This is a genomic window from Paenibacillus peoriae KCTC 3763 (assembly GCF_000236805.1).
Lineage (GTDB): Bacteria > Bacillota > Bacilli > Paenibacillales > Paenibacillaceae > Paenibacillus > Paenibacillus peoriae.
In genome coordinates this window covers 315,883-340,914 of sequence record NZ_AGFX01000012.1, presented here as the reverse complement: position 1 = coordinate 340,914, position 25,032 = coordinate 315,883, and the positions used below count along the sequence as shown (strand labels likewise).

Annotated in this window: 21 protein-coding genes; 16 read left to right on the top strand and 5 right to left on the bottom strand. The window is 46.7% G+C overall.

Going from position 1 to position 25,032, the window contains the following annotated elements; all coding sequences use genetic code 11:
- Positions 1–39 precede the first annotated feature (39 nt).
- The 7 genes from gnd (at position 40) to KQI_RS0107915 (ending at position 6,549) form a co-directional block, all read left to right on the top strand.
- Positions 40–933: a phosphogluconate dehydrogenase (NAD(+)-dependent, decarboxylating) gene (gene gnd, locus KQI_RS0107950; protein ID WP_010346238.1), complete on the top strand. Its 894-nt coding sequence runs from the start codon at positions 40–42 to the stop codon at positions 931–933.
- Between the two features lie 133 nt (positions 934–1,066).
- On the top strand, positions 1,067–1,741 hold the full coding sequence (locus tag KQI_RS0107945) for an SOS response-associated peptidase (RefSeq protein ID WP_010346237.1): 675 nt from the start codon (positions 1,067–1,069) through the stop codon (positions 1,739–1,741).
- 393 nt (positions 1,742–2,134) lie between these two features.
- Positions 2,135–3,343 carry an MFS transporter gene (locus tag KQI_RS0107935; protein ID WP_010346236.1) on the top strand — a complete coding sequence of 403 codons (1,209 nt, stop codon included), beginning with the start codon at positions 2,135–2,137 and terminating at the stop codon, positions 3,341–3,343.
- 53 nt (positions 3,344–3,396) lie between these two features.
- A complete protein-coding gene (locus tag KQI_RS0107930; protein ID WP_010346235.1) occupies positions 3,397–3,855 on the top strand; it encodes an OsmC family protein in 459 nt (152 codons plus the stop codon).
- Between the two features lie 56 nt (positions 3,856–3,911).
- Positions 3,912–4,997 carry a lactonase family protein gene (locus tag KQI_RS0107925; protein WP_010346234.1) on the top strand — a complete coding sequence of 362 codons (1,086 nt, stop codon included), beginning with the start codon at positions 3,912–3,914 and terminating at the stop codon, positions 4,995–4,997.
- A gap of 712 nt (positions 4,998–5,709) precedes the next feature.
- Positions 5,710–5,865, top strand: coding sequence for a hypothetical protein (locus tag KQI_RS28765; protein ID WP_010346233.1), 156 nt, complete (start codon positions 5,710–5,712; stop codon positions 5,863–5,865).
- A 174-nt stretch (positions 5,866–6,039) separates the two neighbouring features.
- A complete protein-coding gene (locus KQI_RS0107915) occupies positions 6,040–6,549 on the top strand; it encodes a hypothetical protein (protein ID WP_010346232.1) in 510 nt (169 codons plus the stop codon).
- A gap of 143 nt (positions 6,550–6,692) precedes the next feature.
- On the opposite strand, the gene KQI_RS0107910 is transcribed toward KQI_RS0107915, so the two are convergent.
- Positions 6,693–7,319, bottom strand: coding sequence for an FMN-dependent NADH-azoreductase (locus KQI_RS0107910; protein ID WP_010346231.1), 627 nt, complete (start codon positions 7,317–7,319; stop codon positions 6,693–6,695).
- 287 nt (positions 7,320–7,606) lie between these two features.
- Between KQI_RS0107910 and murI the strand changes: the two genes are divergently transcribed.
- On the top strand, positions 7,607–8,410 hold the full coding sequence (murI, locus tag KQI_RS0107905; protein WP_010346230.1) for a glutamate racemase: 804 nt from the start codon (positions 7,607–7,609) through the stop codon (positions 8,408–8,410).
- Between the two features lie 185 nt (positions 8,411–8,595).
- Positions 8,596–9,576 (top strand): S8 family peptidase, encoded by a 981-nt coding sequence (locus KQI_RS0107900; protein ID WP_010346229.1) that lies wholly within the window; start codon positions 8,596–8,598, stop codon positions 9,574–9,576.
- A gap of 272 nt (positions 9,577–9,848) precedes the next feature.
- Here the strand turns inward: KQI_RS0107900 and budA are convergent, their stop codons facing one another.
- Positions 9,849–10,601: an acetolactate decarboxylase gene (gene budA, locus KQI_RS0107895; RefSeq protein ID WP_010346228.1), complete on the bottom strand. Its 753-nt coding sequence runs from the start codon at positions 10,599–10,601 to the stop codon at positions 9,849–9,851.
- A gap of 163 nt (positions 10,602–10,764) precedes the next feature.
- The gene (alsS, locus tag KQI_RS0107890) at positions 10,765–12,462 is read right to left on the bottom strand and encodes an acetolactate synthase AlsS (protein WP_029390070.1); all 1,698 of its coding nucleotides are present in this window, start codon (positions 12,460–12,462) and stop codon (positions 10,765–10,767) included.
- Positions 12,463–12,934: 472 nt separating this feature from the next.
- Between alsS and uxaC the strand changes: the two genes are divergently transcribed.
- The 3 genes from uxaC (at position 12,935) to KQI_RS0107875 (ending at position 17,003) form a co-directional block, all read left to right on the top strand.
- Positions 12,935–14,359 (top strand): glucuronate isomerase, encoded by a 1,425-nt coding sequence (gene uxaC, locus KQI_RS0107885; protein ID WP_010346226.1) that lies wholly within the window; start codon positions 12,935–12,937, stop codon positions 14,357–14,359.
- Positions 14,360–14,511: 152 nt separating this feature from the next.
- Entirely contained in the window at positions 14,512–15,912 is a 1,401-nt protein-coding gene (locus KQI_RS0107880) for a glycoside-pentoside-hexuronide (GPH):cation symporter (protein WP_010346225.1), read from the top strand.
- A gap of 86 nt (positions 15,913–15,998) precedes the next feature.
- On the top strand, positions 15,999–17,003 hold the full coding sequence (locus tag KQI_RS0107875) for a LacI family DNA-binding transcriptional regulator (protein ID WP_010346224.1): 1,005 nt from the start codon (positions 15,999–16,001) through the stop codon (positions 17,001–17,003).
- A 100-nt stretch (positions 17,004–17,103) separates the two neighbouring features.
- Here KQI_RS0107875 and poxB read toward each other — a convergent pair whose 3' ends face one another.
- Complete coding sequence (poxB, locus tag KQI_RS0107870; protein WP_010346223.1) at positions 17,104–18,828, bottom strand: ubiquinone-dependent pyruvate dehydrogenase; 1,725 nt, start codon at positions 18,826–18,828, stop codon at positions 17,104–17,106.
- Positions 18,829–19,150: 322 nt separating this feature from the next.
- Between poxB and KQI_RS0107865 the strand changes: the two genes are divergently transcribed.
- From KQI_RS0107865 to KQI_RS0107850, 4 genes are all read left to right on the top strand, one after another.
- Complete coding sequence (locus tag KQI_RS0107865; RefSeq protein WP_010346222.1) at positions 19,151–20,644, top strand: tagaturonate reductase; 1,494 nt, start codon at positions 19,151–19,153, stop codon at positions 20,642–20,644.
- 17 nt (positions 20,645–20,661) lie between these two features.
- The gene (locus KQI_RS0107860; RefSeq protein ID WP_010346221.1) at positions 20,662–22,161 is read left to right on the top strand and encodes a UxaA family hydrolase; all 1,500 of its coding nucleotides are present in this window, start codon (positions 20,662–20,664) and stop codon (positions 22,159–22,161) included.
- Between the two features lie 132 nt (positions 22,162–22,293).
- The gene (locus KQI_RS0107855) at positions 22,294–22,740 is read left to right on the top strand and encodes an acetyltransferase (protein WP_010346220.1); all 447 of its coding nucleotides are present in this window, start codon (positions 22,294–22,296) and stop codon (positions 22,738–22,740) included.
- A 188-nt stretch (positions 22,741–22,928) separates the two neighbouring features.
- A complete protein-coding gene (locus tag KQI_RS0107850; protein WP_010346219.1) occupies positions 22,929–23,786 on the top strand; it encodes a DNA-binding protein in 858 nt (285 codons plus the stop codon).
- A 152-nt stretch (positions 23,787–23,938) separates the two neighbouring features.
- Here the strand turns inward: KQI_RS0107850 and KQI_RS0107845 are convergent, their stop codons facing one another.
- Positions 23,939–24,829: a hypothetical protein gene (locus KQI_RS0107845; RefSeq protein WP_010346217.1), complete on the bottom strand. Its 891-nt coding sequence runs from the start codon at positions 24,827–24,829 to the stop codon at positions 23,939–23,941.
- Between the last annotated feature and the right edge of the window lie 203 nt (positions 24,830–25,032).

Here is a 25,032-nt window from a genome sequence, read left to right as displayed (position 1 = left end):
AATAGACAATATATTTTGCTACGGCAGGAGGCCTTTACAATGCAAGTTGGACTAATTGGTTTGGGAAAAATGGGCTTGAATCTCGGAAAAAACCTGATCGACCATCAGCATGAAGTTGTTGCTTATGACGTGAATGCAGCAGCGATTCAAGAAATGAAGGATTATGGTGCTGCAGGTGCTTCCACATTGGAAGAGCTTGTACAGGCAACCCAGTCTCCAAGAGTTCTGTGGATTATGGTTCCTCATCAAATTGTTGATACTGTGCTGGATCAGCTTCAACCATTGCTGTCCAAAGGGGACATCATTATTGAAGGTGGCAACTCTCATTACAAAGAGTCCATTGCCCGTCATACCCGTCTAAAAGAATACGGCATCAGCTTCATGGATGCAGGAACGTCCGGCGGTATGGAAGGCGCACGCAATGGTGCATGTTATATGATCGGCGGCGACCCGGAGGCATGGGCGGTTGTTGAGCCTATTTTCCGCGATACAGCAGTGGAAAATGGCTATCTGTATGCAGGTAAATCCGGTAGCGGACATTTTCTCAAAATGGTTCACAACGGTGTGGAGTACGGCATGATGGCTTCCATCGGTGAAGGATTTGAAGTGCTGGAGAAAAGCAACTTTGACTTTGACTATGAGCAAGTAGCGCGCGTGTGGAACAATGGCTCCGTTATTCGCTCCTGGCTGATGGGCTTGACTGAACGTGCATTCTCCAAGGATGCGAACCTGGATGAAATCCGCGGGGTTATGCACTCTTCCGGTGAAGGTAAATGGACGGTTGAGGAAGCATTGGACATTCAGGCAGCGACTCCGGTCATTGCTCTGTCCCTGCTGATGCGTTACCGTTCTCTTGACACCGACACGTTCAACGGTAAAGTGGTTGCTGCACTGCGCAATGAATTTGGCGGTCACGCGGTTGAAAAGAAGTAAGAACGATATAAGTTAGTACCTATCCCCGTAGCTTCACAACTGCGGGGATATTGCTATATACAATCCTTGCTTATGCATATTTTTCCTTGTATATCCGCACAATAGATGAAAAAGGCGGAAGGAAGAAGCGCATATGTGCAAAAGATTTTCGTTATCAGCGGATTTGGATGAGGTAAGGGACCATTTTGCTATACAACGAGTGATGTATTATTACAAAACACGTTATAACATGAGTCCCACCCAGCATATTCCGATTGTGCTGCATCAGGATGGAGAACGGGTGCTTGATGAATTCCGCTGGGGTTTTATCCCCTACTGGGGGAAGGATTGTGTCAACGCCGACTTAAATTCACTTCGGGTAAATCCGAGCTATCGCAAGATGGCGGAAACCCGGCGCTGTATTATCCCCTGCAACGGATTTTATTATTGGAGAAAATTAGGTAAACGCATGTGTGCTGTACGTGTGGTGCTGCCGGAACAGAAAATGTTTGCGGTCGCGGGTTTATATGAAATATGGCAGGATAGTCGTAAGGAGCCGCTGCGGACCTGTACAATGATGACGGTTCAGGCCAATGCGGATATCCGTGAATTCGACAGTCGTATGCCGGCCATTCTCGAATCCGAACATATAGATTCATGGCTGGACCCATCCATCCAGAACGTAGATGAACTGCTGCCGTTACTGCACACGTATGAGCAAGGCGATATGAGCATCTATCCAGTGACTCCGCTGGTGGCGAATGATGAACACGATAGTCGCGAATGTATTCAGGAAATGGATTTGCAATATTCCTGGATCAAGCCTTGAACGTATGAATATTTTTAAGAATGGAGATTTTTCATTCACCAAGATCATAAGCTGCCCGCTGCCTGCATAGGTATGTATTGGGGAACAAGCGTCATAATCCGGGGAGAGGGGAAACGGCCGAAGGAGTATCTCATATGGGATGGAGGCGATTGGAATGAGTAATGATACACTCATCCAGCTGCTGGTGCTCATGGTGACGATCATCGGTCTGGTCCAAAACCGGTAAGTGGCAGGTTCCAGAAGGCGGGAGAATTGCCGTAGGCAATCTTCCGTTTTTTTCTGTGTAAAATACTCGCAGATTCAGCAAGCTTGCGGTACAATAGATGCTAGGCTGTGGGTGACAAGACACCTGAATACACGGCTGTATATGATGCATTTAGGGGAGAGCGAATCATGAGTGAATTAACTTCATTACCACCAGCTAAGAAAAGGAAGCTGCTGTTTAGCGCAGGGTTCAGTTGGCTCTTTGATGCCATGGATGTGGGGCTGCTATCATTTATAGTCGCAGCGCTGGCCAAGGAGTGGCATTTGGGCTCAGAGCAAATTGGTCTGGTGACTTCGATGAATTCAATAGGAATGGTGTTTGGGGCCGCTTTGGCCGGGATTTTAGCGGATCGCTACGGCAGACGCGCCATATTAGTGTGGACGCTGCTGATCTTTTCCATTGCCAGCGGTCTGTCTGCTTTTGCGACGGGTCTTGGAGTGCTGCTGGTGCTGCGTTTTATTGCCGGCGCAGGCTTAGGCGGGGAATTGCCTGTAGCTTCGACGCTGGTGTCAGAATCGGTGCCTGTAAAGGAGCGAGGACGAGCAGTTGTATTACTGGAAAGCTTCTGGGCAGCAGGCTGGATTCTGTCGGCCCTTATCGCCTATTTTGTGATCCCGAAGTATGGTTGGCAGATGGCCTTCATTCTCGGTGCGGTGCCTGCCCTGTACGCCCTTTATTTGCGCAGGGCTGTTGAGGATTCACCGCGTTACAAGCAGCAGAGCGTCAAGCTTCCACTACGTGAAAGACTGGCTTCTATTTGGGCGGGAGCGAATCGCAGGTCTACGTTAATGCTGTGGATATTATGGTTTACGGTTGTATTTTCCTATTACGGTATGTTCCTGTGGCTGCCGAGCATGATGTTCATGAAAGGTTTTGAGCTGGTTAAAAGCTTTGAGTACGTCCTGATCATGACGCTTGCACAATTACCAGGTTACTTTACCGCCGCGTATCTGATTGAAAAGCTGGGCCGCAAATTCGTCCTGATCCTCTATTTACTGCTGACGGCAGTGTCTGCCATTTGGTTCGGAACCGCGGAAACGGCCGGGATGCTGCTGGCCGCCGGGATTTGCTTGTCCTTTTTCAATCTCGGCGCGTGGGGAGCGATGTATGCCTATACACCGGAATTGTATCCGACGGCCGTCCGTTCTACCGGTGTGGGTATGGCGGCTGCGTTTGGCCGTATCGGAGGCGTAATCGGACCATTGGTGGTCGGAATATTGGTAGGACAGGGCATTGGGTTACCCGCTATCTTTGGGATTTTCTTCGTCGCTATCCTGATTGGAGCAGCCGCTGTAGGGTTGCTGGGGACCGAAACGAAAAATCAGGAGATCGACTAACTTTACATTCACCTATATAAAATTCATAATACAAGAGAGGGGAGTGACCTGAAATGGAGCATACCTTTCTGCTCAAGGCAGACTGGAACGGGGGGCGCAACAGCGACGGCCGCATTGAAGCCGGACAGCTGCGGACTGCGATTTCGATCCCGGCTGAGATGGGTGGCCCCGGTGTGGGGACGAATCCGGATGAAATGCTGCTCGGTGCGGCCGCGACCTGCTATTTGATTACGTTGGCAGCGATGATGGAGCGTGCCAGTCTCCCAGTGGCAGCTCTGGCGCTGGAATCCGAAGGGATTGTCGATGTAACGAACAATATTTTTACATATCGTCGAATCGTGCATCGCCCGCGGGTTCAGCTGGCCGCTGATGCGTCAGAATCGCAGATCGAACAAGCATTGCGGCTGACAGAGCAGGCAGAAACATCCTGCATGATCTCGCGTGCCGTTGCGGGAAACGTGGCTTTGTCTACAGAGCCTGTCGTGAAACGCGCCTCTTCAAGCGAAATTTGAACCAGGAGCAATCATTCCAATTGCCCACTATTTTCTAATTCAAGGAGGACACAACCATGACAGCACAACAAAAATTGCTCGTATTCGCAGGCTCTTACGCCGAATTGGAAGGCAACGGAGTGTATGCGTACACTTTTAATGAAGAGACTGGTGTACTTACACTACAGGATGAGTTCTCCGGATTGAAAAATCCTACATTCCTGAATGTGGACGTCAAAAACCGGAAGCTGTATTCCATCGGTGAGACGATTTCGGCTAGCGGAGCGAAGGTAGGCGAAGCTGCTGCGTTTGAAATTGATCCGGTTAAGGGAACATTGACACTGCTGAATCGCGCGGAAAACGTTAGCTCAACAACCTGCCACATTCAGCGTGATCCATCCGACCGTTTCCTTATCGTAGTCAGCTACCACGGAGGTATGGTGGGACTGGTGTCTCTGACAGAGGACGGACGTATCGGTGAACTGCTGGATGTGAAGCAACATGAAGGTAAAGGAGCGCATCCTGAGCGTCAGGATCGTCCACATCCTCACTCCAGCTTCTTTAGCCCTGACGGTCGCTTCCTGTTCGTACAAGATCTCGGTCTGGATCTGATCCGTATCTACACCATTGACGCTAGCAAAGGTCAGCTGGTGCTTCATGGAGAAACCAAAACCCATGCAGGTGCAGGTCCACGCCACTTGACGTTCCATCCGAACGGTAATTTTGCTTTTGTTATTAACGAAGTGGATTCGTCCATTACTTCTTTTGCATATGATGCAGAAGCTGGCAAGCTCACTGAGCTTGAGAGCGTACCTACATTGCCGTCTGACTTTACTGGCGAAAACACAACCGCTGAAATTGCGATTTCGCTGGATGGTGCTTATCTGTATGGCTCCAATCGTGGACATGACAGCATTGTGGTATACGCTGTAGACGGAGCTTCTGGCAAGCTGAGCCTGGTAGAGCATGTATCTGCCGAGGGCGAGCATCCGCGCCATTTTGCTTTGACTCCAAACGGTGATCATTTGCTGGTGGCAAACCGTGATACGAACAACATTGTTACATTCAAAGTGGACAAGGCAAGTGGCCGCTTAACCTATACCGGACAACAAGTAACCGTATCCAAGCCGGTATGCGTACAGCCTTTTTACTTTTCCGTGTAAAATGACTGAGTAACGGTATGCGGCTCATGGCCGCTATGAGAACGGATCATTCTTCCGATCGCTGCCGCCCCCGGATTTCTTGATTATATGTTCAAGGTAGAAATCCGGGGACAAAGGCGAACGCTCTGCTTCTTTAGAACGATTCCGTCCTCTCCGCTGCTGTGGTGCTTTTGGCGATGGTTTCGATTGATTCACTAAGCATAGAGGATTTTTTTAGAAAACGGTTCGTAGATTAGTCTGCGACCGTTTTTATTTTTACGCTTAGTCGTTTCTAAAGAGATCATTACCCACGAAAGTAATCTAAAGCTTTAAAATTACAAAATAAAATACGAATAATCTCGGTAGGAAAAGGGTACATATGTTATAAGCGGGACAAGAACCCCTCAAGCATCTCCGATAATGCAAATCCAGGACAAGCATTGTGAGTTCCATCTAAGGGTTAGAGGGTAAAATTGAAAGTATTATATTTAGCCTGAGCATTTTAGTCCTGTTGGCTTTTTAGATACGATATTATGAAATGAGAGTAGCAGGGATAAGCTGAGTAACGAAGCGGGCAGATGGATTTCGGAGAAGCGATAGCGTTCGCCTTTGGAACCTAATTTTAACCATTAAAATATATTCAAAAAATCAGGTTCCAACAGCGATTGGAGAAACCATCTGTTCGCGAAGTGGGCCACAGAGACCGATAAAAGTATATAAAGGAGGGATTTGCATGAAAATTATCATTACGCAAAAGGAAGCCGCCGACAAAGGAATCTGGACAGAGATTATGGGGATGTTTGGTGTAACCAAAGAGGACGAGGTGTGGGGAAATGAGGAGTTTATTCTCACCGAGGAACAGGCGCGTCAGGTCGGTTTGATAAAATAACGAGAAGTAAAGAGGACATGTCATCAAGTTTTAAGACCAAGTCTTAAAAAATCGTAACTTATTTTTTATGTATCTGATACACTTTTTAACCGTACAACGTTTATGATGCATGTATAAGGGTAATGAAGCTTACAGACACCGTGTACATACCCAGACGGTAAGGAGAGATCAGACATGATGAGACTAGCTTCGAAATGGACAGTATTGGCTTTAATGATGATGCTGATGACGGCAGCGGGAGCAACAGCACAAGGCTACACATCCGTAACACCTGCTGAAAATCAGGAGACCGTATATATAAACCAAATGGAGATGCGTAACGGACAAATCTATTTGTCGGCAGATCCGATTGAATGGTATGAAGGCAAGGCAGCGGACAAGGTATTTTTGGAGCATGAAGGAAATACAGGATTGGATGGAGCGCCAGACGGCTACTACATCGTAAACAATTCTGTTCAAAATGATGTATATCAGGTTGCGCCGGATGCATCGGTAGAGGTACAGATTTATGACCATACCGGTCGCATTGAAGACACAAATGTGAAATGGAACGAGTCGATTCCGCTGGAACAGTTTGAACAAGATTTCGCCAAAAAAGATGTACTGGACCTCAGCCAATTTCCGTACCATGTGACGCTGCGCGACGGCAAGATCGTTAAAATCGTGCAGCAATTCATTCCTTAACATGTAAGGTAGTAGATAACCAACACGTGCTTTTCATCTGATTTCACTCAGAGGAGCACGTGTTCTTCATATGTTATAACAAAAAAAGAGGATATCCATCCCCAATGGGGTGCGGATATCCTCTTTTGATCATATATATGGTATTAGAACGATTTTGCTGCTTCTACTGCACCTTGAACAGCAGATGCTACGATGTCTTGTGCTTGATCTGGAGCTTGGTTATGTCCTTCCAGTACAACCTTCACGATGTCTTTTACACCGAAGAAGGATAAGATGTTGCTCATGTAGTTCAAAGACATTTCAGCAGCAGCAGCCGGTCCTTCGGAATATACGCCGCCTCTTGCGTTCAACAGGACTACTTTTTTGTCAGTTACGAGACCAACAGGACCTTCAGCAGTGTATTTGAATGTTTTGCCAGCTTGGTTCAGGTAGTCAATGTACGTATGCAATACTGCAGGGATTGTCATGTTCCAGAGCGGGAAAGCAAATACCACTTTGTCTGCTGCCAGGAATTGATCCAGGTAGCCATTGGCAATGTTGGCCAGGCGAGCTTCTTCAGCGTTCAATTCCATGCCTCTAGCGGATTTGAACGTACCGTTAATCATGTTAGCGTTCAAATAAGGAAGCTCGACAGAGAACAGGTCCAGCTCAGTGATTTCATCAGACGGGTGGGAAGACTTGTAGCTTTCCACGAAGGCGTTATACAATTTAACCGTTGCAGATTCTTCGGCTGTACGATCATTAGCTTTGACAAACAATACTTTAGACATGAAATATTTCCCCCTAGGTAAATTGAATAAGTAAGTTAAGTTAGTAAGTTACCTCGTAATATTACAATATAAAGATAATTTCTGTCAACTCTTTTATATTAAATTTATTTTAAAAAGCCGCTTTATTTTTTACACTGTAAAAATCATGTGTTTCTTTTGCAAATTATCAGTTTTGCGGTAAAATTTAAATATGAGCAGTTGAGAGTATGGATGAATAGGTAAAAATTGAAGTTACGACGTTGCCTGCAACATGCGGTACAACAGTTGAACGAAAAAAGGTGAGCAGCTTGAAAATTGGTTTTTTTGATTCAGGACTAGGTGGAATTACGGTATTATCTGAGGCGTTAAGACGGCTGCCGAACGAAAGTTTTGTATACATGGCAGATACGCTTCATGTTCCTTACGGGACGAAAACACCACAAGAAGTGCGCGGATATGTCAAGGCTTCGGTACAAACGATTCTAAAAGAAGAGGTTAAGGCATTGGTTATTGCCTGCAATACCGCGACGAGTATTGCGGTTGCGGAGCTGAGAAGAGAATATTCTATCCCGATTATTGGCATGGAGCCTGCAGTGAAGCCTGCGGTAGAGATGAATCGAGCGAATGGGAAAAGAGTACTGGTATTAGCCACACCGCTGACATTAAAGCAATCCGGTTATGCAGCGCTGGTATCGAGGGTTGACGATCATGGAAGTGTGGACTCACTACCTCTGCCAGAGCTTGTGCAATATTGTGAACAGTTAAATTTTGACCGAACAGAATTGTTCGAATATTTTAACCGTAAGTTGTCTTCGTTTAACCTGGACATATATGGTACGGTCGTTTTGGGATGTACGCATTATCCATTTTATAAGGAAATTCTGAAGGAACTGCTGCCTTCTCATATTCAGCTAATCGATGGGAGCCAGGGGACGGTTAGACGATTAAAGCAGGTGCTGTCTGAGCGTAATTTGCTGGCATCTCCGGTACAAGCGGGTCAATCGCAGGAGGGACACGTTACATTTCTATGTACCAGCCAGGATGAAGCCTACGTGCATAAGATGGAACGCGCGCTTGAAATCTATGCGGAGCATGAAAAGATATATTTTTAAATAAAACAGGCATTCTCCAGGAAAATGGTGGGGGTGTCTGTTTTTTTACAAAAACAAGCAAAATGGGGATGTTCAAACTTTTCAAAAATTGCTAGAATATAGTAACCTAGAATGATCACTTCGAGAGGTTTTTAAAGTTTCATAGACGGATGGTTTCCGATTGTATCCATGAAGGAGGGAATAGGATGGAACGTAAAGTGCATATCATTCCTTACCAAGTGATCAAGCAGGAGCAGGAAGCGAATGAAATACCGCGAGGTGTAGAGCTGATTCAGGCTCCGGCGGTATGGAACCAGACCCGAGGCCGAGGAGTGAAGGTGGCCGTGCTGGACACGGGCTGTGATTCGGACCATCCTGATTTGCGGGAGCGCATTATTGGCGGCCGGAATTTCACGGATGATGATGAAGGTGATCCCGAGATCTTCAAGGATTACAACGGTCACGGTACACATGTGGCAGGAACCATCGCGGCAGCGGAAAATGAGCATGGTGTCGTAGGTGTCGCCCCTGAGGCGGATTTGCTCATTATCAAAGTGCTGAACAAGCAGGGCTCCGGCCAATATGACTGGATTATTCAAGGCATTTATTATGCGATTGAGCAAAAGGCAGATGTCATCTCAATGTCGCTTGGCGGCCCCGAGGATGTGCCAGAGCTGCACAAAGCAGTGCAAAAGGCAGTGGACAGCCAAATCCTGGTCATCTGTGCAGCTGGAAATGAGGGAGACGGTGACGAGAGAACGGACGAGCTCGGCTATCCCGGCTGCTATAATGAAGTGATCAGCGTAGGTGCAGTAAACTTTGACAGACATGCCTCGGAATTCAGCAACTCCAATAATGAAGTGGATTTGGTTGCACCAGGAGAGGATATATTGTCCACCGTTCCGGGCGGCAAATATGCGACCTTTAGCGGAACTTCGATGGCTACCCCGCACGTAGCAGGTGCTTTGGCATTGATAAAGCAGCTGGCGAATGCGAGGTTTGAGCGTAATCTAACCGAACCGGAGCTGTACGCACAGCTCATCAAACGCACAATTCCACTCGGCAATTCTCCTAAGCTGGAAGGCAACGGGCTATTGTACCTGACGGCAGTGGAGGAGCTTTCGCGTATTTTCGATACACAGCGTGTAGCAGGAATACTGAGTGCAGAATCATTCAAGGTTAAATAAGCCGTAACTGTCGGAAGACAAGTGCATACTCTTAATAATAAGTCGCTACTTTAGCGACTTTTTTGTTTTAACGATATAATTCCTGTTCAAACTCTGGACAAGAGGAAGGTGATTTGGCGTCATTGGCAAGTGAATTTTATGTATATTGTGTTATACGTTCGTACATAAAAAGATCACAGTCAGTGAGCTGTAAACCTCATTCCCTGACTGTGATCTTTTGCTATCTAGTATCTAGTTATAGTGTCCATATCTTGATGAGCTATACCTTGTGATTACTGCGCGCCTTCGGTAACAGCGATTTCTTTATCCAGGTTTTCTCTGGACAGGTTCGCGGTCAAGTAATCCGGTGTATCGGGCAGCACAAGATGCAGATTGGATTTTTGACAAATTCGGATGGTGCACTTTTCGACGATTAAATCAAAGACGTGACCGCCTCCCGTGCGTTCCTCATTAATAAAATGCAGATGAAATCCGGCTACGCCAATCCCTTGCGCATAGGCAGGTGTCCAGAAGCCTGTGATCACGCCGGAAGCCTCATTAAAAGTGAAGGTAGGCTGTGACTTGGTTGCTTCAATAAAAGGCTTATAAGGTTTCACTTGGTGAGGCACGGTCCGTGTTTTTACTTCACGGAAAGTGCCATCTAAACGGAAGGCATAGAATAAATTGCGGCTTGGGAACAGCTTGAGCAGCAGGGCTTCCAACTCATCGCGATGCATGGGGCGATCAATGGTATATATGAAATCTTCACGAAAAAAGGTGACTGTGGAAAAAGGAGTGGTCTCTTCCGGTTTTACACGATGGGCCGTACCGTCTGGAAGCAAGTGAAAAAATTCACCATCAAACGCAATCATTTCCCCATTAAGTTGATCAAAGGTGCCGATCCCGAAATCCCCGTGCTTTTGTAGTTCCTTGAAGGCTACGACCCCATCATAAAGACCATCTAATAAAGCGAGCATGGTGGACGTTTGGTAAATATCATGGTCAAGTTCAGTTTCTTCCTTGTTTTCCAGTTCTGCAACGGTCATGGCAATACACTTCCTTTTGTAATTGTATGCGTTTATTTTCTTTCTTTTTCAATAATAATCGTAAATTTGCAGTAAACAACATGAATAACTCAAAAAAAGCATAAAAAAAACGTTAAACTCCTTCATTGTTACGAAGTTGTCACGAGTGAGCAACCAGTTAAGGCTAGTTTAATTGATTAGGAAGCAATTTACGTCCTAGCTGGATATTATCCTGATAATCAATCGGAATATCGACGACCACGGGACCCTCGGTATCGAGTGCCTGCTGCAGCACACTTTCCAGTTCTTCCGGGCCGTGCACGCGTAATCCGGTTGCCCCAAAGCTTTCGGCATATTTCACAACATCTACATCTCCGAATTCTACACCGGAAGTTCTGCCGTATTTCATTTTTTGCTGAAAAGCGACCATGTCGTAGCTTCCATCTCTCCATACAATATGCACGAGCGGAGAGTTAAGACGTACGGCGGTTTCGAGCTCCATGGATGAGAACAGAAATCCTCCATCCCCAGAAATAGAAACGACCTTTTGACCGGGGTTGACGAGAGTGGCAGCAATCCCCCAGGGCAAAGCTACGCCTAATGTCTGCATCCCGTTGCTGAACAGGAGTCGCCGTGGTTCATAAGAACGGAAATATCGGGCCATCCAAATGTAGTGTGAGCCTACATCACAGGTGACCGTGACGTTATCGTCAATCAGGCTGCGTAATGTACGAATGAATTGTAATGGATGAATCAGATAGTTTTGTTTGTGTGCAGGAATGGCGGCCTGATCATTCAAATCCTGGTGAAATCGGTCCAACTGGGCGCATGAGGCTTCGGGCAGCTTCAAGGTAGGTATTTCCTCTGCGAGGCTGCTTACGATCAGGTCTATATTACCGATAAGCTCGTAATCTGGCTGATAATCATGGTCGATATCCGCTTGATGATCATCCAGGTGAATCAGGGTTCGATTTGCGGGAATGTTCCAGTTTTTTGGATCATATTCTATAGGATCATAGCCAATCGTCAGTACCAGATCTGCTGCCGCGAGAAGCATGTCGCCCGGTTGGTTGTGAAATAGGCCCACTCTTCCAAAATAGTGGCTTTCCAGCTCACGAGAGATGGCTCCAGCGGCCTGAAATGTTTCGACTACAGGCAAATCCGTATTTCGAATGAGTGCGCGGATGGCTGCGGTGGCTTTAGGAGTGCTGGCTTTCATACCGAGAAGAAGTACGGGCAGCTTGGCTTTTTTGATTTGGCCTGCGACTTGCTCGATTAGCCCGGCTGGTGCAATTCCAAGCTGTGGAGGGGAAAGCTTTTCAATAGCTGTTACTTCGGATGACGAAGTCAACACGTCCTGCGGCAGACTGACAAAAGTTGCTCCAGGCTGGGCTGAGGTCGCAATCCGAAATGCATTGGTAATAGCTTCCGGTACATTATCAGGATGTTCTACTTCGACGCTGTATTTGGTGATGGGTTCGAATAGTCCGGCGTTATCCATCGATTGATGCGTGCGTTTCAAGCGTTCGGATCTTGGGACTGCACCAGCAAGAGCAACGACGGGATCACTTTCCGCATTAGCGGTGACAAGTCCTGTCGCCAAATTCGATGCACCGGGACCGGAGGTAACAAGGCATACGCCGGGTTTCCCGGTTAATCGGCCGACCGCAGCTGCCATAAAGGCGGCGTTTTGTTCATGACGGCATATGATCAATTCTGGACCACGATCTTGAAGAACGTCAAAAACGGAATCAATCTTGGCACCTGGAATGCCAAAAATGTGCGTTACTCCTTGCTGGATCAAACAATCGACAACAAGGTCAGCCCCTTTCGTAACGGTCTTTGCTTGGATATCTTGCACTTTTGTACTCAATGCAGTCACCTCTTCTTTTGTCTTTGAAATATTATGAAAAATTTTCAATGTAAAACATTGGATGCATGTGACAATTATAATACAATAACTGGTATTTTCAAGAGAGAAATTTTCAGAAAAATAGCAAAAAATAATGAAATCGTTTTCGAAATGCCGTTTTAATGGGGAAATACAAAGTGCGGAGATTTGGAAAAGGAATTCCTGACTATTTTTTGTCATCTCACATGATAAAAATCACTTTCCTCTGCAAAGGATAGCGGTTACAATATAGTTGTTGTTAACGTAAACATTAAATTTAAGGTGAAATGATCCAGGGCGATATGACAAGCAGGAATCATAATATGGCCTGTTCATCTTGTATAATAACGTGACCTGTTAAGTTATGCAGAATGCTATTGCTAAATAATAGGCGGAATACAATCATTTTTGTTAACGTTAACAATTTTGTTGGAAAGAGGACTATAGAAGGGATGAGAGAGTAATGACTAAAGCGTTTTTAGATGAAAACTTTTTGTTAAGCAATCCCACAGCTGAAATTTTGTATCATCAGTATGCCAAGGATATGTCGATTATCGACTATCATTGTCATTTAAGTCCGCAGGAAATTTACGAAAATAAAAAATTCAAGAATATTACGGAAGCTTGGTTGTACGGAGATCATTACAAGTGGAGACTGATGCGGGCCAATGGGGTAGAGGAGCGCTTGATTACGGGGGATGCCGAGGATTATGACAAGTTTTTGGCTTGGGCCAAAACGGTACCTACACTGATCGGTAACCCACTGTATCATTGGACACATTTGGAGCTTCAACGCTTTTTCGGTGTCTATGAGCTGCTAAATGAACAGAACGCACCTTTGATCTGGGAGAAAGTGAACCAAAAGCTGCAGGGAGAGGGCTTTGGGGCGCGTGATCTGATTGTAAATTCGAAGGTAACTGTTGTGTGCACCACAGATGATCCGACGGACCATCTTGAATACCATAAACAAATCAGCAAGCTGAGCGATTTCCCAGTGGCTGTGCTGCCAAGCTTCCGCCCGGATAAAGCTCTTGAAATAAATCGTGAAACCTTCCAGCCTTGGGTATCCCGCCTGGGTGAGGTCAGCGGCCTGAATGTTTCCGGCTTTGAAGGATTTTTGAATGCGCTGGCGAGCCGGGTGCGCCATTTTCATGCTGCTGGAGGACGGGTATCCGATCATGCACTGGATACTGTAGTCTATGAGGAAGCGACACGGGAAGAAGCGGCAGCCATATTCGGCAAGGCACTGAAGGAAGGTCGTGTGACTCCGTTAGAGGAGGCGAAATATAAATCATACGTGCTGGTATTCCTCGGTAAGCAGTATGCAGAGCTTGGCTGGGCGATGCAATACCATATTCACGCGCTGCGTAACAATAATACCGCCATGTTCCGTCATCTGGGACCGGATACCGGCTACGATGCCGTAAATGACGGCTCCTTTGCCCGCTCGCTGGCGGCATTGCTGGACGCGCAGGAGCTGGCAGGAGGATTGCCGCGAACGATTTTATACTCGCTCAATTCGGTTGATTACCCAGTGCTGGCAAGTCTTGCAGGCTGCTTCCAATCCGGTGGAACCGTGGGCAAAATTCAGTTTGGTACGGCATGGTGGTTTAACGACCATATTGAAGGCATGCAGGAGCAGATGAAGCTGCTGGCCAATCACGGGGTGCTGTCCCGTTTTATCGGTATGCTAACAGATTCTCGCAGCTTCCTGTCCTACACACGCCACGAATATTTCCGGCGCATACTCTGCGATCTGATCGGAACATGGGTTCAGGAAGGCAAGGCGCCTGAGGATCTGGAGCTGCTCGGAGCCATGGTGCAAAATATTTGCTACAATAACGCCGAGCAATATTTTAATTTCCCCACCGTTGTTCATAGCAAATGACACTTTTATGTCAAGGCAATAGCTTACGTATTTCATAAAAAAATGCTCTTGCCAGGAAGCTGCTGCAAACGGCCTGGTAAGAGCGGTTGACCACAGGGTAGATATCAAACATTCATGTGAATTAAATCACAATCAAAGAGGAGTGAGTAGGTATGGGAGTACCTATCGTACAGGAGAGCGTTCTATCTGACAACAAGACGGGCGAGCGCATTAGCCTGAAGGAAAAGATTTCTTACGGTATGGGTGACTTTGGCAACGGATTCATGTTTGATTTGGGGCAGTTGTATCTGCTGAAATTTTTTACGGATGTGGCAGGTGTTTCAGCGGGAGCAGCCGCCGGCATTTTTTTGGTCAGCAAGCTGTTTGCCGCCATATGTGATCCGGTTGTCGGTTCCTTTGTGGATTATCGCAAGCATATTGGTTCACGTGGGAAATTCAGACCTTTTCTCATCATTGGAAGCGTTATCCTTGCGATTCTTACGATTCTTACCTTTATTTCGCCCAATATTTCACCCACAGGCAAACTCATTTACGCTTATGCGTCCTATATGATCTGGGGGATTGGCTATTCTATCGTAAATATTCCATATGGCTCACTGGGTGCGGCCATTACACAGGATACCATTCAGCGTGCCTCCTTGTCTTCTTTCCGTCAGGCAGGCTCACTGGGCGCATTATTTGTAACCAGTGTCGTTGTCATGCCGCTGATTTTGCTGTTTCCTAACCATCATGTTGGTTATCCGGTTGTGATGGGAATCATGTCACTCATTGGTGTGATCGCTTTCATTATATGTTACCGAGGAACGAAAGAACGTATTATTAGTCAATCCGGACCCAAGGAAAAGTTGTCTTTAGGCGTTATTGTGCACACCTTTACGAATAACAAGCCTTTGCTGGTACTCGTTTTGATGACGATTTTCACCATATCCGCGTACAACATCAAGTCCGCACTGCTGATCTATTTTGCCGAATATAATTTGGGGCATGTAGAGCTAATGGCTTATATGAATTTTATTATTATCGGTTCGTCGCTGCTGGGTGTGTTGTTCCTGCCCAAGCTGGTGCGGCGTTTTGGTAAACGAAAAACAGCCATGCTCGGGATGCTGGTTAGTGTCATTGCCGATTCCATCAACTTTTTTATGCCTTCAAATGTATATATTTTCACGATCCTGGCCAGTATTTCGTTCATTGGTATAAGTATTCCTAACGGAGTGACCTGGGCATTTGTCTCCGATATCATTGACTACGGCGAATGGTCATCCGGGGAGCGGAAGGAAGGGATTACGTACTCACTATTCAATTTTTCGCGCAAGCTGGCTCAATCCTTGTCCGGCTTTCTATCGGGTATCGGACTGGCGTTCATAGGATATGTTCCGAATGTGGTTCAGTCCTCTGGAACACTGCTCGGGATCAAGGCATTGCTTTGTCTTTATCCGGCTGTTGCCCTGGCATTGGCCATGCTGGTTATCGGTAAAATGTATAAGCTGACTGACAGCAAACATGCAGAAATGGTTCAAGACTTACAGCGTCGACATGCGGAAAACCGCGTATAATTTGTGAAAGTCTTCTTTTCCGGGCGGCTCCTGTGGTATGGTGGGTATATAATTTTTTAGAGCCTCACTAAAGAAAGGATACGTATATGGCAGCTACCATTAAAGACATTGCCAAATTGGCGAATGTCTCCCATACAACCGTCTCCCGGGCGCTTAACAATAGCCCGCTGATTAAAGAAGATACGAAACGCAAAATTATGGAATTGGCAGAGCAACTGAATTATATTCCAAACTTTAACGCCAAAAGCCTTGTTCTCCAGCGCTCGCATACGATTGGCCTGTTTTTCACCAGTATTTCACAAGGCACCAGCTCCAGTTTTTTTGCGGATACCATTCGTGGAGTGAATCATGTCATCGGGGTGGATTACAATTTGTTTGTGCGAGGAATTGATGATTATACCGATTTTTCGGCCATTCACCGCAAACGTTTTGATGGCATTATTCTGATGAGTCAAAGCGAAGCGGACAACCCGTTTATTTATCATGTGCTCGGTCAGGGCATTCCGCTTGTTGTACTGCTTCGTCAGGTGTCCGGAGCTGGCATCGTGAATGTGATTTCCAATGATAAGGAAGGGTCCTATGCGGCGGTTTCTTTTCTCATTGAAAGTGGACATGAACGCATCGCAATCATCGAAGGGGTGGAAGGCTTCAAGTCTACCCAGCAACGCCGCGAAGGTTTCATGAATGCGCTGATTGATAAGGGAAAGCCGATCCGACACGAATACATCGTCCGGGGGCATTATGACACCGAAAGTGGAAGCCAGGCGATGAAGCAGCTGCTTTTCTTGCAGGAGCCGCCGACTGCGGTATTTTGCTCTAATGATGATATGGCCATCGGTGCGATGAATGCAGTATTTGAAAACGGTTTGAAGGTACCTGAGGACGTATCTGTTATTGGCTTTGACGATATTGGTTTCTCCATGTATACAACTCCGCCGTTAACGACGGTCAAAAGGCCGATAGAGCAGATTAGCGCGCGTGGAGCTGAATGCATTCTGGAACGGATTCAGTCACCGTCGAACGAGGGTGAGCTTATATTTATGGAGACTGCGCTTATGAAGCGGAAATCGACGGCTAAGAGACCAGGCTGAATATCATTCTGAAAACAGGCAGGCCGCAAAAGGGCAGGTCCAGTGCATATGCGCTGTTCCTGCCCTTTTTTTGTCTAAAATCGTGTTGCTTCGTCGGTACTTAACGAAAGAGATTGGTTTTTGCCAGTTCAACAATCTCGTCACCGCGCCCGTTCAGCACCGCTTTCATCATCCACAATGTAAAGCCTTGTGCTTGTTTAAGATTAATTTTAGGCGGCATGGATAGCTCCTGACGGTTCACCACCACATCCACCACCACAGGGCCGTCATAGGCCAATGCTTGCTGAATAGCATCCTCCAGCATAGATGGATCTTCAACCCGGATGCCTTGTAGTCCCATGGCTTGCGCTACAGTGCCAAAATCAGGGTTAACCAGCTCGGTACCACTTTCCAGAAACCCGGCCGCTTTCATTTCCAGCTCGACAAAACCAAGAGCGCCGTTATTGAATACAATGACTTTAACAGGCAATTGATGTTGCTTAAGGGTTAGCAGATCGCCCATCAGCATCGTGAGTCCGCCATCGCCCGAGAGGGAAATGACCTGCCGTGCAGGCTCGGTGGCCTGTGCACCAATTGCTTGCGGCAGTGCGTTTGCCATCGATCCATGGTTGAAGGAACCGATAAGCCGCCGCTGGCCGTTCATCTGTAAATAACGTGCTGCCCATACCGTCGGCGTACCAACATCACAGGTGAAAATGGCATTGGCTTGAGCGGCATCACTAATGACCTTGGTGAGATATTGCGGATGGATCGGTGTATGACCTGGTTTGCCAACCGCCAGTTCATCCAGTTCCTCGCGGACCTTGGAGTAGCGGGAGACGGCTTTCTCCAGATGCTTGGACTCATGCTCTGACGTTAAATGAGGAAGCAGCATCTCCAGCGTTGCTTTTACATCCCCACACAATCCATAGGTTAAAGGAGTGCGTCTGCCGAGATGGGCGGGTTCTATATCTACCTGCAGCACAATCGCATCCTCGGGATAAAATTGTCTGTAAGGAAAATCGGTTCCGAGCATAAGCAGGACGTCACAATCCATCATCGCATGGTACCCGGAGGAATATCCGATCAACCCGGTCAAGCCTGCATAATAAGGATTGTTATATTCCAGATATTCCTTGCCCCGCAGAGCAGACACCATAGGTGATTTTAGCTTGTCGCATAGCTGCATGAGCAATTCGTGAGATTGTGCGCAGCCTGCTCCGCATAACAAAGTAATACGCTCGCCTTTATTTAAATACTCGGCCAGCCGGGAAATTTCGGAAGCTGACGGATGCACGACAGGGGCAGTGGGATGGTAGACGTGTTCGGGGACGGGGACCTTTTCCGCCTCCAAACCTGCTATATCACCGGGAAGAACAATGACGGAGACACCTGAACGTGAAACGGCCTGTTGAATAGCCATGGTCACGGTTCTTGGAACCTGCCTCGGTGTCGTAATCACCTCACAGAAGTGACTGCATTCTCCGAAAAGATGCTCGGGATGTGTAGCCTGAAAGTATTCACTTCCAATCTCGTCACTTGGAATATGGGCTGCAATCGCGAGTACAGGCACCCGATTGCGGTGGCAATCATATAATCCGTTAATCAGATGCAGGTTTCCGGGACCACTGCTTCCGGCACATACAGCAATGCTTCCACTAAGATCAGCATCCGCCCCGGCTGCAAAGGCAGCCACCTCTTCGTGCCTCACATGAATCCATTCGATTTGGCCATTACTGCGAATGGAATCAACCATATTGTTTAAAGAATCTCCAACGATGCCATAAATCCGTTTGACTCCTGCGTTGACCAAAACTTGTACAATAGTATCTGCGATTGTCTTCATAGAAGTTCCTCCTGCTTGGACCTCGTTTATTAAGTAACTTTATCCTGCCCGTGCCTTCTTGCATCTATTCTCCTGAAATGTCTCATAACAAGTCCGCGGGAGAGGGTGACAGTTAGCCTTAACCATCTTGGATCAGGGGCGAAACAGCAGTAAGAGGGGCATAGACTGCGGATTGACGTACAATCTCTTATGTTAACGTGTTCATATTATTGTCATTAATATTTATAAAATCTAAAAATGTTGAGAAAACTATTTTGTTCACGTGTGCATTGTGATAAAATAACCTTGCAATCATAATGGTAATAATGGGAGGATACTCCGAATGAAAAAAGTAGATGAATTAGACCAATTAAACAGAAAAAGCTTTATTGTAACAGAACCGTATCCTGAGAGGGTGCTGCAATTTGGGGAAGGTAACTTCCTGCGTGCATTTGTAGACTGGCAATTCGACAAAATGAATAAGCAGGCAGAATGGAATACGGGTGTTGTGATCGTACAACCGCAGCCGGGAGGCATGGTGGAGAAGCTTAACGAGCAGGAGGGCCTGTATACGGTCATTCTCGAAGGGATTAAGGATGGGCAAGCCATGAAGGAGCATACCTTAGTGGAGTGTGTAACCCGTGGGCTCAATCCGTACACCTCAGACTTCGCTGAATATGAGGCGTTATCCCAAAAGCCTGAGCTGCGCTTTGTCGTATCAAACACGACGGAAGCAGGGATCGCTTATGTGCCAGAGGATCGACTGGAAGATCGCCCGCAAAAGAGCTTTCCGGGTAAGCTGGCCGCTCTACTGTACAAGCGCTTTCAATTTTTTGGAGGCGATCAGAGCAAGGGGCTGGTGATCATTCCGTGCGAGTTGATCGACCGCAATGGTGATGCGCTCAAGGAGATTGTACTGAGATATGCTGATCAATGGGGACTTGGGGCTGAATTTACAGCCTGGCTGAAGGAAGCCAATACGTTCTGCAACAGCTTGGTGGACCGGATTGTACCTGGTTATCCCAGAGACCGGATTCATGAAATTCAAGCAGAATTGGGCTACAAGGACGATTTGGTTGTTGTAGGCGAACAATATCACCTCTGGGTCATCGAAGGACCGCAATGGCTGAAGGAAGAACTGCCGGCTCATCTGGCGGGATTAAATGTACTGATTGTTGACGATATGGCGCCTTATCGTACACGCAAGGTGCGCATTTTGAATGGGGCGCATACGGCGCTTACACCTGTCTCTTATTTATATGGTCTGGATACGGTGGGGAAGGCGGTCGAGCATGAGGTGATGGGCGCTTTTATCCAAGCGTTGATTCGAGAAGAAATCATTCCGACGCTGGGTTCTCCAGAAGCGGAATTGAATCTGTATGCCGACGATGTTATCGAGCGCTTCCGTAATCCATATGTGAATCATTATGTCATGAGTATTGCCCTGAATTCGGTGTCCAAGTTCAAGACGCGGAACCTGCCATCCTTGCTCCAGTATGTGAAGCAGCATAAGGAGCTGCCCGCTAAAATTGTATTTTCGCTGGCGTCTTTGCTCGTATTTTACCGGGGAAACAGAAACGGCGAGCCGATTGCCTTGGCTGACGAGGCGGAAGTGCTGGGCGCATTTGGTGAACTGTGGAGCAGATATGACGGAACCCTTGCCGGGGCGAAGCAATTGACCGAACAGGTACTTGGCAAGCAGACATGGTGGGGTCAAGACCTGAACCAGATCGAAGGGCTGGCTGAACAGACGGCACAGCACGTGTATGAAATAACAAGCAGAGGAATAAAGGAGACGCTGGAGGTTCTAACCGGGAACAGCGCGCCCAGAGCATAAGCAAGGAGGAAACCGGAATGCTGGAATTCATTCAAATCCATGATCAAGATAACGTGGCTGTCGCTTTGCGCGATTACAAGCGGGGAGAGACACTGGCGTGGGGAACGCAAGAAAATCAGCGCGTGGAGTTGGCCGACGATGTGGCGCGCGGGCATAAAATTGCGCTGCAGAACATCCCCGAAGGTGAACACGTCCTGAAATACGGGTATCCCATCGGTCATGCCACTCAGCCCATTCAGGCCGGGCAGCATGTGCATACGCATAATACGAAGACAAATCTGACGGGCGTGGAGGAGTACAGCTACAGCCCTAAGTCAGCGCCCCTTTTATATGAACAGGAGAGCCGGACGTTTCAAGGCTTTCGGCGAAAGGACGGTCGTGTGGGGATTCGCAATGAGTTGTGGATTGTCCCAACGGTCGGTTGTGTGAACGGGATTGCCGAGCTTATATTGAACCGCTTCAAGCAGGAAGTGGGCGATATTTCGCCTTTTGAAAATGCGCTTGTGCTCAAGCATAACTATGGTTGTTCCCAACTGGGTGACGATCATGCGCATACACGCACGATTTTAATGGATGCCGTAAAGCACGCGAACGCGGGCGGTGTGCTTGTACTTGGTTTGGGCTGCGAGAACAATGAAATGAAGGAATTCAAGGAAGCGATCGGTGAATATGATCCGGAGCGGGTAAAGTTTTTGCTGTCTCAGGAAGTATCGGACGAGGTGGAGGAAGGGGTACGGCTGCTGCATGAAATTTTTGCGGCGGTGCAGGAAGATCGGCGTGAGCCTGTACCTTTATCCGAGCTGAACATTGGCTTGAAATGCGGCGGCTCTGACGGCCTGTCGGGCATTACGGCCAATCCACTGCTCGGACGACTGTCGGATTATATGGCAGCGCAGGGTGGAACGACGGTGCTGACTGAGGTGCCTGAAATGTTCGGCGCAGAGACCATTTTAATGGAGCGTGCTGCCGATGAGCAGGTATTCGGAAAGATCGTACATCTGATTAACGATTTTAAGCAATATTTTCTGGATTACAAGCAGCCGGTATACGAAAATCCGTCACCGGGCAATAAAGCAGGAGGCATCACGACTCTGGAGGATAAATCTCTGGGCTGTACGCAAAAATCCGGGTCCTCCACGGTCACCGATGTTATTCAGTACGGGGAGCGTCTCAAGACCAAAGGACTCAACCTGCTCAGCGCACCAGGGAACGATCTGGTGGCTTCTTCGGCACTCGCAGCAGCGGGCTGCCAGCTCGTTATTTTCACAACCGGACGCGGTACGCCTTTTGGCTCCTTTGTTCCGACGATGAAAGTATCGACCAACTCGCCGCTTTATCAGGCTAAGCCCCATTGGATCGACTACAACGCCGGTTCATTGGTGGAGGATGTCAGCATGGAAGATGCGCTCCGCAGCTTTGTGGATTACATTGTCGATGTAGCCAGCGGAACCTGGGTAAACAACGAGAAAAACAATTTCAGGGAGCTTGCTATTTTTAAAAACGGCGTTACGTTATAAGAGGTTGTGCAGCATTAGGCAAAGGGGAGCGGGAATGATTCCGCTTCCCTATTGCGTTTGTATGCCTCTAAATCAGCATGTTAGACTTAATCGGAAATATGTTGAATGGATATTCGAATAGGAGGATATACAATGCACAATCAAATCGTTGCTTATCGGGAAGAAAATCATGACCAACTGGTGGATATTTGGCATCGGGCTGTGCGGCAGACGCACACATTTTTGACGGAAGAGGATATTCAATTTTACCATCAAATTGTACAAAATGGCGTTTTAAGGGAATCTGAAATTTGGATGGAATGGAATGAACATCAGGAGCCAACAGGTTTTATCGGACTGGACGGGCTTAAAATAGAGATGCTGTTTGTTGACCCTGATCGGCATGGACAGGGCATTGGTAGCCGGCTCATCCAACATGCTGAAAAAATAAAAGGTACACCTCTGAAGGTAGACGTTAATGAGCAAAATGAGAAAGCGCATGCTTTTTACCAACATTACGGCTTTGTACAAGCAGGACGATCTGAACTGGATGGATCAGGTCGGGCATTTCCCTTACTTCATATGGAATTGAACAAGTGAACAAATAACATCTGACGACATGCTCAGAATTGGAATATATTATCATAATATTCTTGCCATCTGTTTGATTTTATGATATAACTTAATTACGTAATAAATACGTAATTAAGTTATAATTTTAGAAGAAATGAATGTAGATCACGCTTTAGATTAATGAGTATTCAAAGTCGGACAAGGAGGTGGGGAGGGTGGATGATCTCGTTCACTCCCATATCACAGATCTGGACACACTTGTTAACATGATTAAGCTGTCATTTTCATTTGCAGACGGAGCCGACATGATTGCTTTATGTGATCATCTGTATAACCATGCCAGCCAAAAGTATCAGGAACTGCAGCTTTATAAAGCACGCAAGAAGCCTGTACAACTCATACATAACAATCGGCCGCTAGTGTATTACTACGGCTACAGTCATCTTATGAAAGGCATGACCTTCCAAAAACAGGGCAATTATGAAGCTGCCCGGGATTGTATCGAAAAATACGCGGAATTGGGCTGGTTTAATGGTCTTGATCAGCATGGAGAAGCAGAGGTTGAATATTATCGCCATGCTGCCAAAGCCAATCTGTACGCCCTTGATATTTTGTCCGGCCATGCTGAAGTGCTACAGGAATACGTCCAATTTCTTCAAGACAATCCGGAAGAGCTGTTACCGGGGCTTCTTTCCATCGTAGAAGGGGGCTACAGGCATGATTACCCTTTAGAGACTATACTTCAATCATTTGCCGAGCAAATTGATGATTTCAAGTATTTAGAAGAGCCTGTGAATGTATCTTACTATTTCCGCTTCTGCTATCAGTTGGCTCTCTACTATATCAAGCAGCAACAAGTTACAGCTGCATTGGATTATATTCTGCAATCCCTCATGCTGTCGGATACTCTGGGTATGGATCATGAGCATGAGTTTAGAAAATGTACCGCTATATTTGAAATTTTCCGAACCCAAGCTACAGCAACACAGCAAGACCAATATATAACTATTTTAAAAGGAGTGTTAAAGGATGAAAAAATTGATTTCACCGTCTCTGTCGCTCAGTTTGTTTAGCTTGCTGGTGTTTGTTACAAGTCATGACCTCATTTCGGTATTCTATCATGGAGCCAATCATTAATAGGCAGAAGTTAAAGTAGAACAGGAAGGTACGCCAAATAGCAAGCAAGCTCATCATGATCAGGGCTTGCTTGCTATTTGGCGTTTATTTAAGCCATTGTTGGCTTATGCAGGAGACCTTGTTCTGAGGGGTGCAATGAAATTCGCGTTTGTTGGTAAGCTGGGAATGCTTCTTTTGCAGGGTATGTCCCACTTTTTAGTGCTGCATCCAGTGCCCGCAATAAGGAACTGATGAATTGCTCTGGAGAAAAGAAAATACTTTTCCCGACCATATGAATATGGAGTTCGTTATGGTCGCGGTTGCTTACGGACAGTAATAAACCTTGGCCCTGAAAGCCCGTGCCAATTGCCCGCACCTTGTTTATACCTGCAAGCAGCATCTCGGTTTTTAACGCACGCCCGTGTTCTTCCACAAATACCGAAATCAGACGTTTGTCTGTAACGATAATAATCTGGTTTCCTCGAAACGTATGGGTTAGATGTACAAAATCTTTGTACACTCCAATAATCTGTTCATGCGCAGCAACAATCCCCATGCGTACAAAATCATCCAACACAGCAGCATCGGGTTCCTGATGATTTTTAATCCGTTTCTTAATGCTGAACTGAATGGTTAGTATACCAAAAACGGCCATGAGAAAAGGGATGAGCCCGCCGTTTTGCAAGAAGAAAAGCAGGACGATAAATACGGCCAAAATACATTGCCCCCAAGTAAGATAACGCAGTTTCTGTTGAACGGTACGGCGATAGTAACGGAACCCTTTTCCCGGTTGATACTCCGAGGCATACTTTGTCATACCACTCATCTGGGTTAATCCATAGACCGCCAGAACGGTCAGCCCAAGCGAAAGGAGCATCATAAACCATTCTTGTGTCGCAATGCCAACTAACGTGCCAAGACCGAACATAATGATCCCCGCCCAACAGGCAACTCTTTTGATTCGAACCTGTTTTTGAATCGAACGAACTAATTCTTCCATCTTGTAATCCTCCTGATCTAGGTGCATAGGTAATGATTGGAACATCAATAGTCTTATCGTACCATCTGATAGTCTTTTTCGTAAATTCTTTAGAAGATATTGTATGTGTGAGCCTTTAAAACTTCACTGCCTTTTTATCCTTATCCTGATATAATGAATGTAAGTATAACCATGTCCTTCGATCAGAAAGTTTGTACACATAT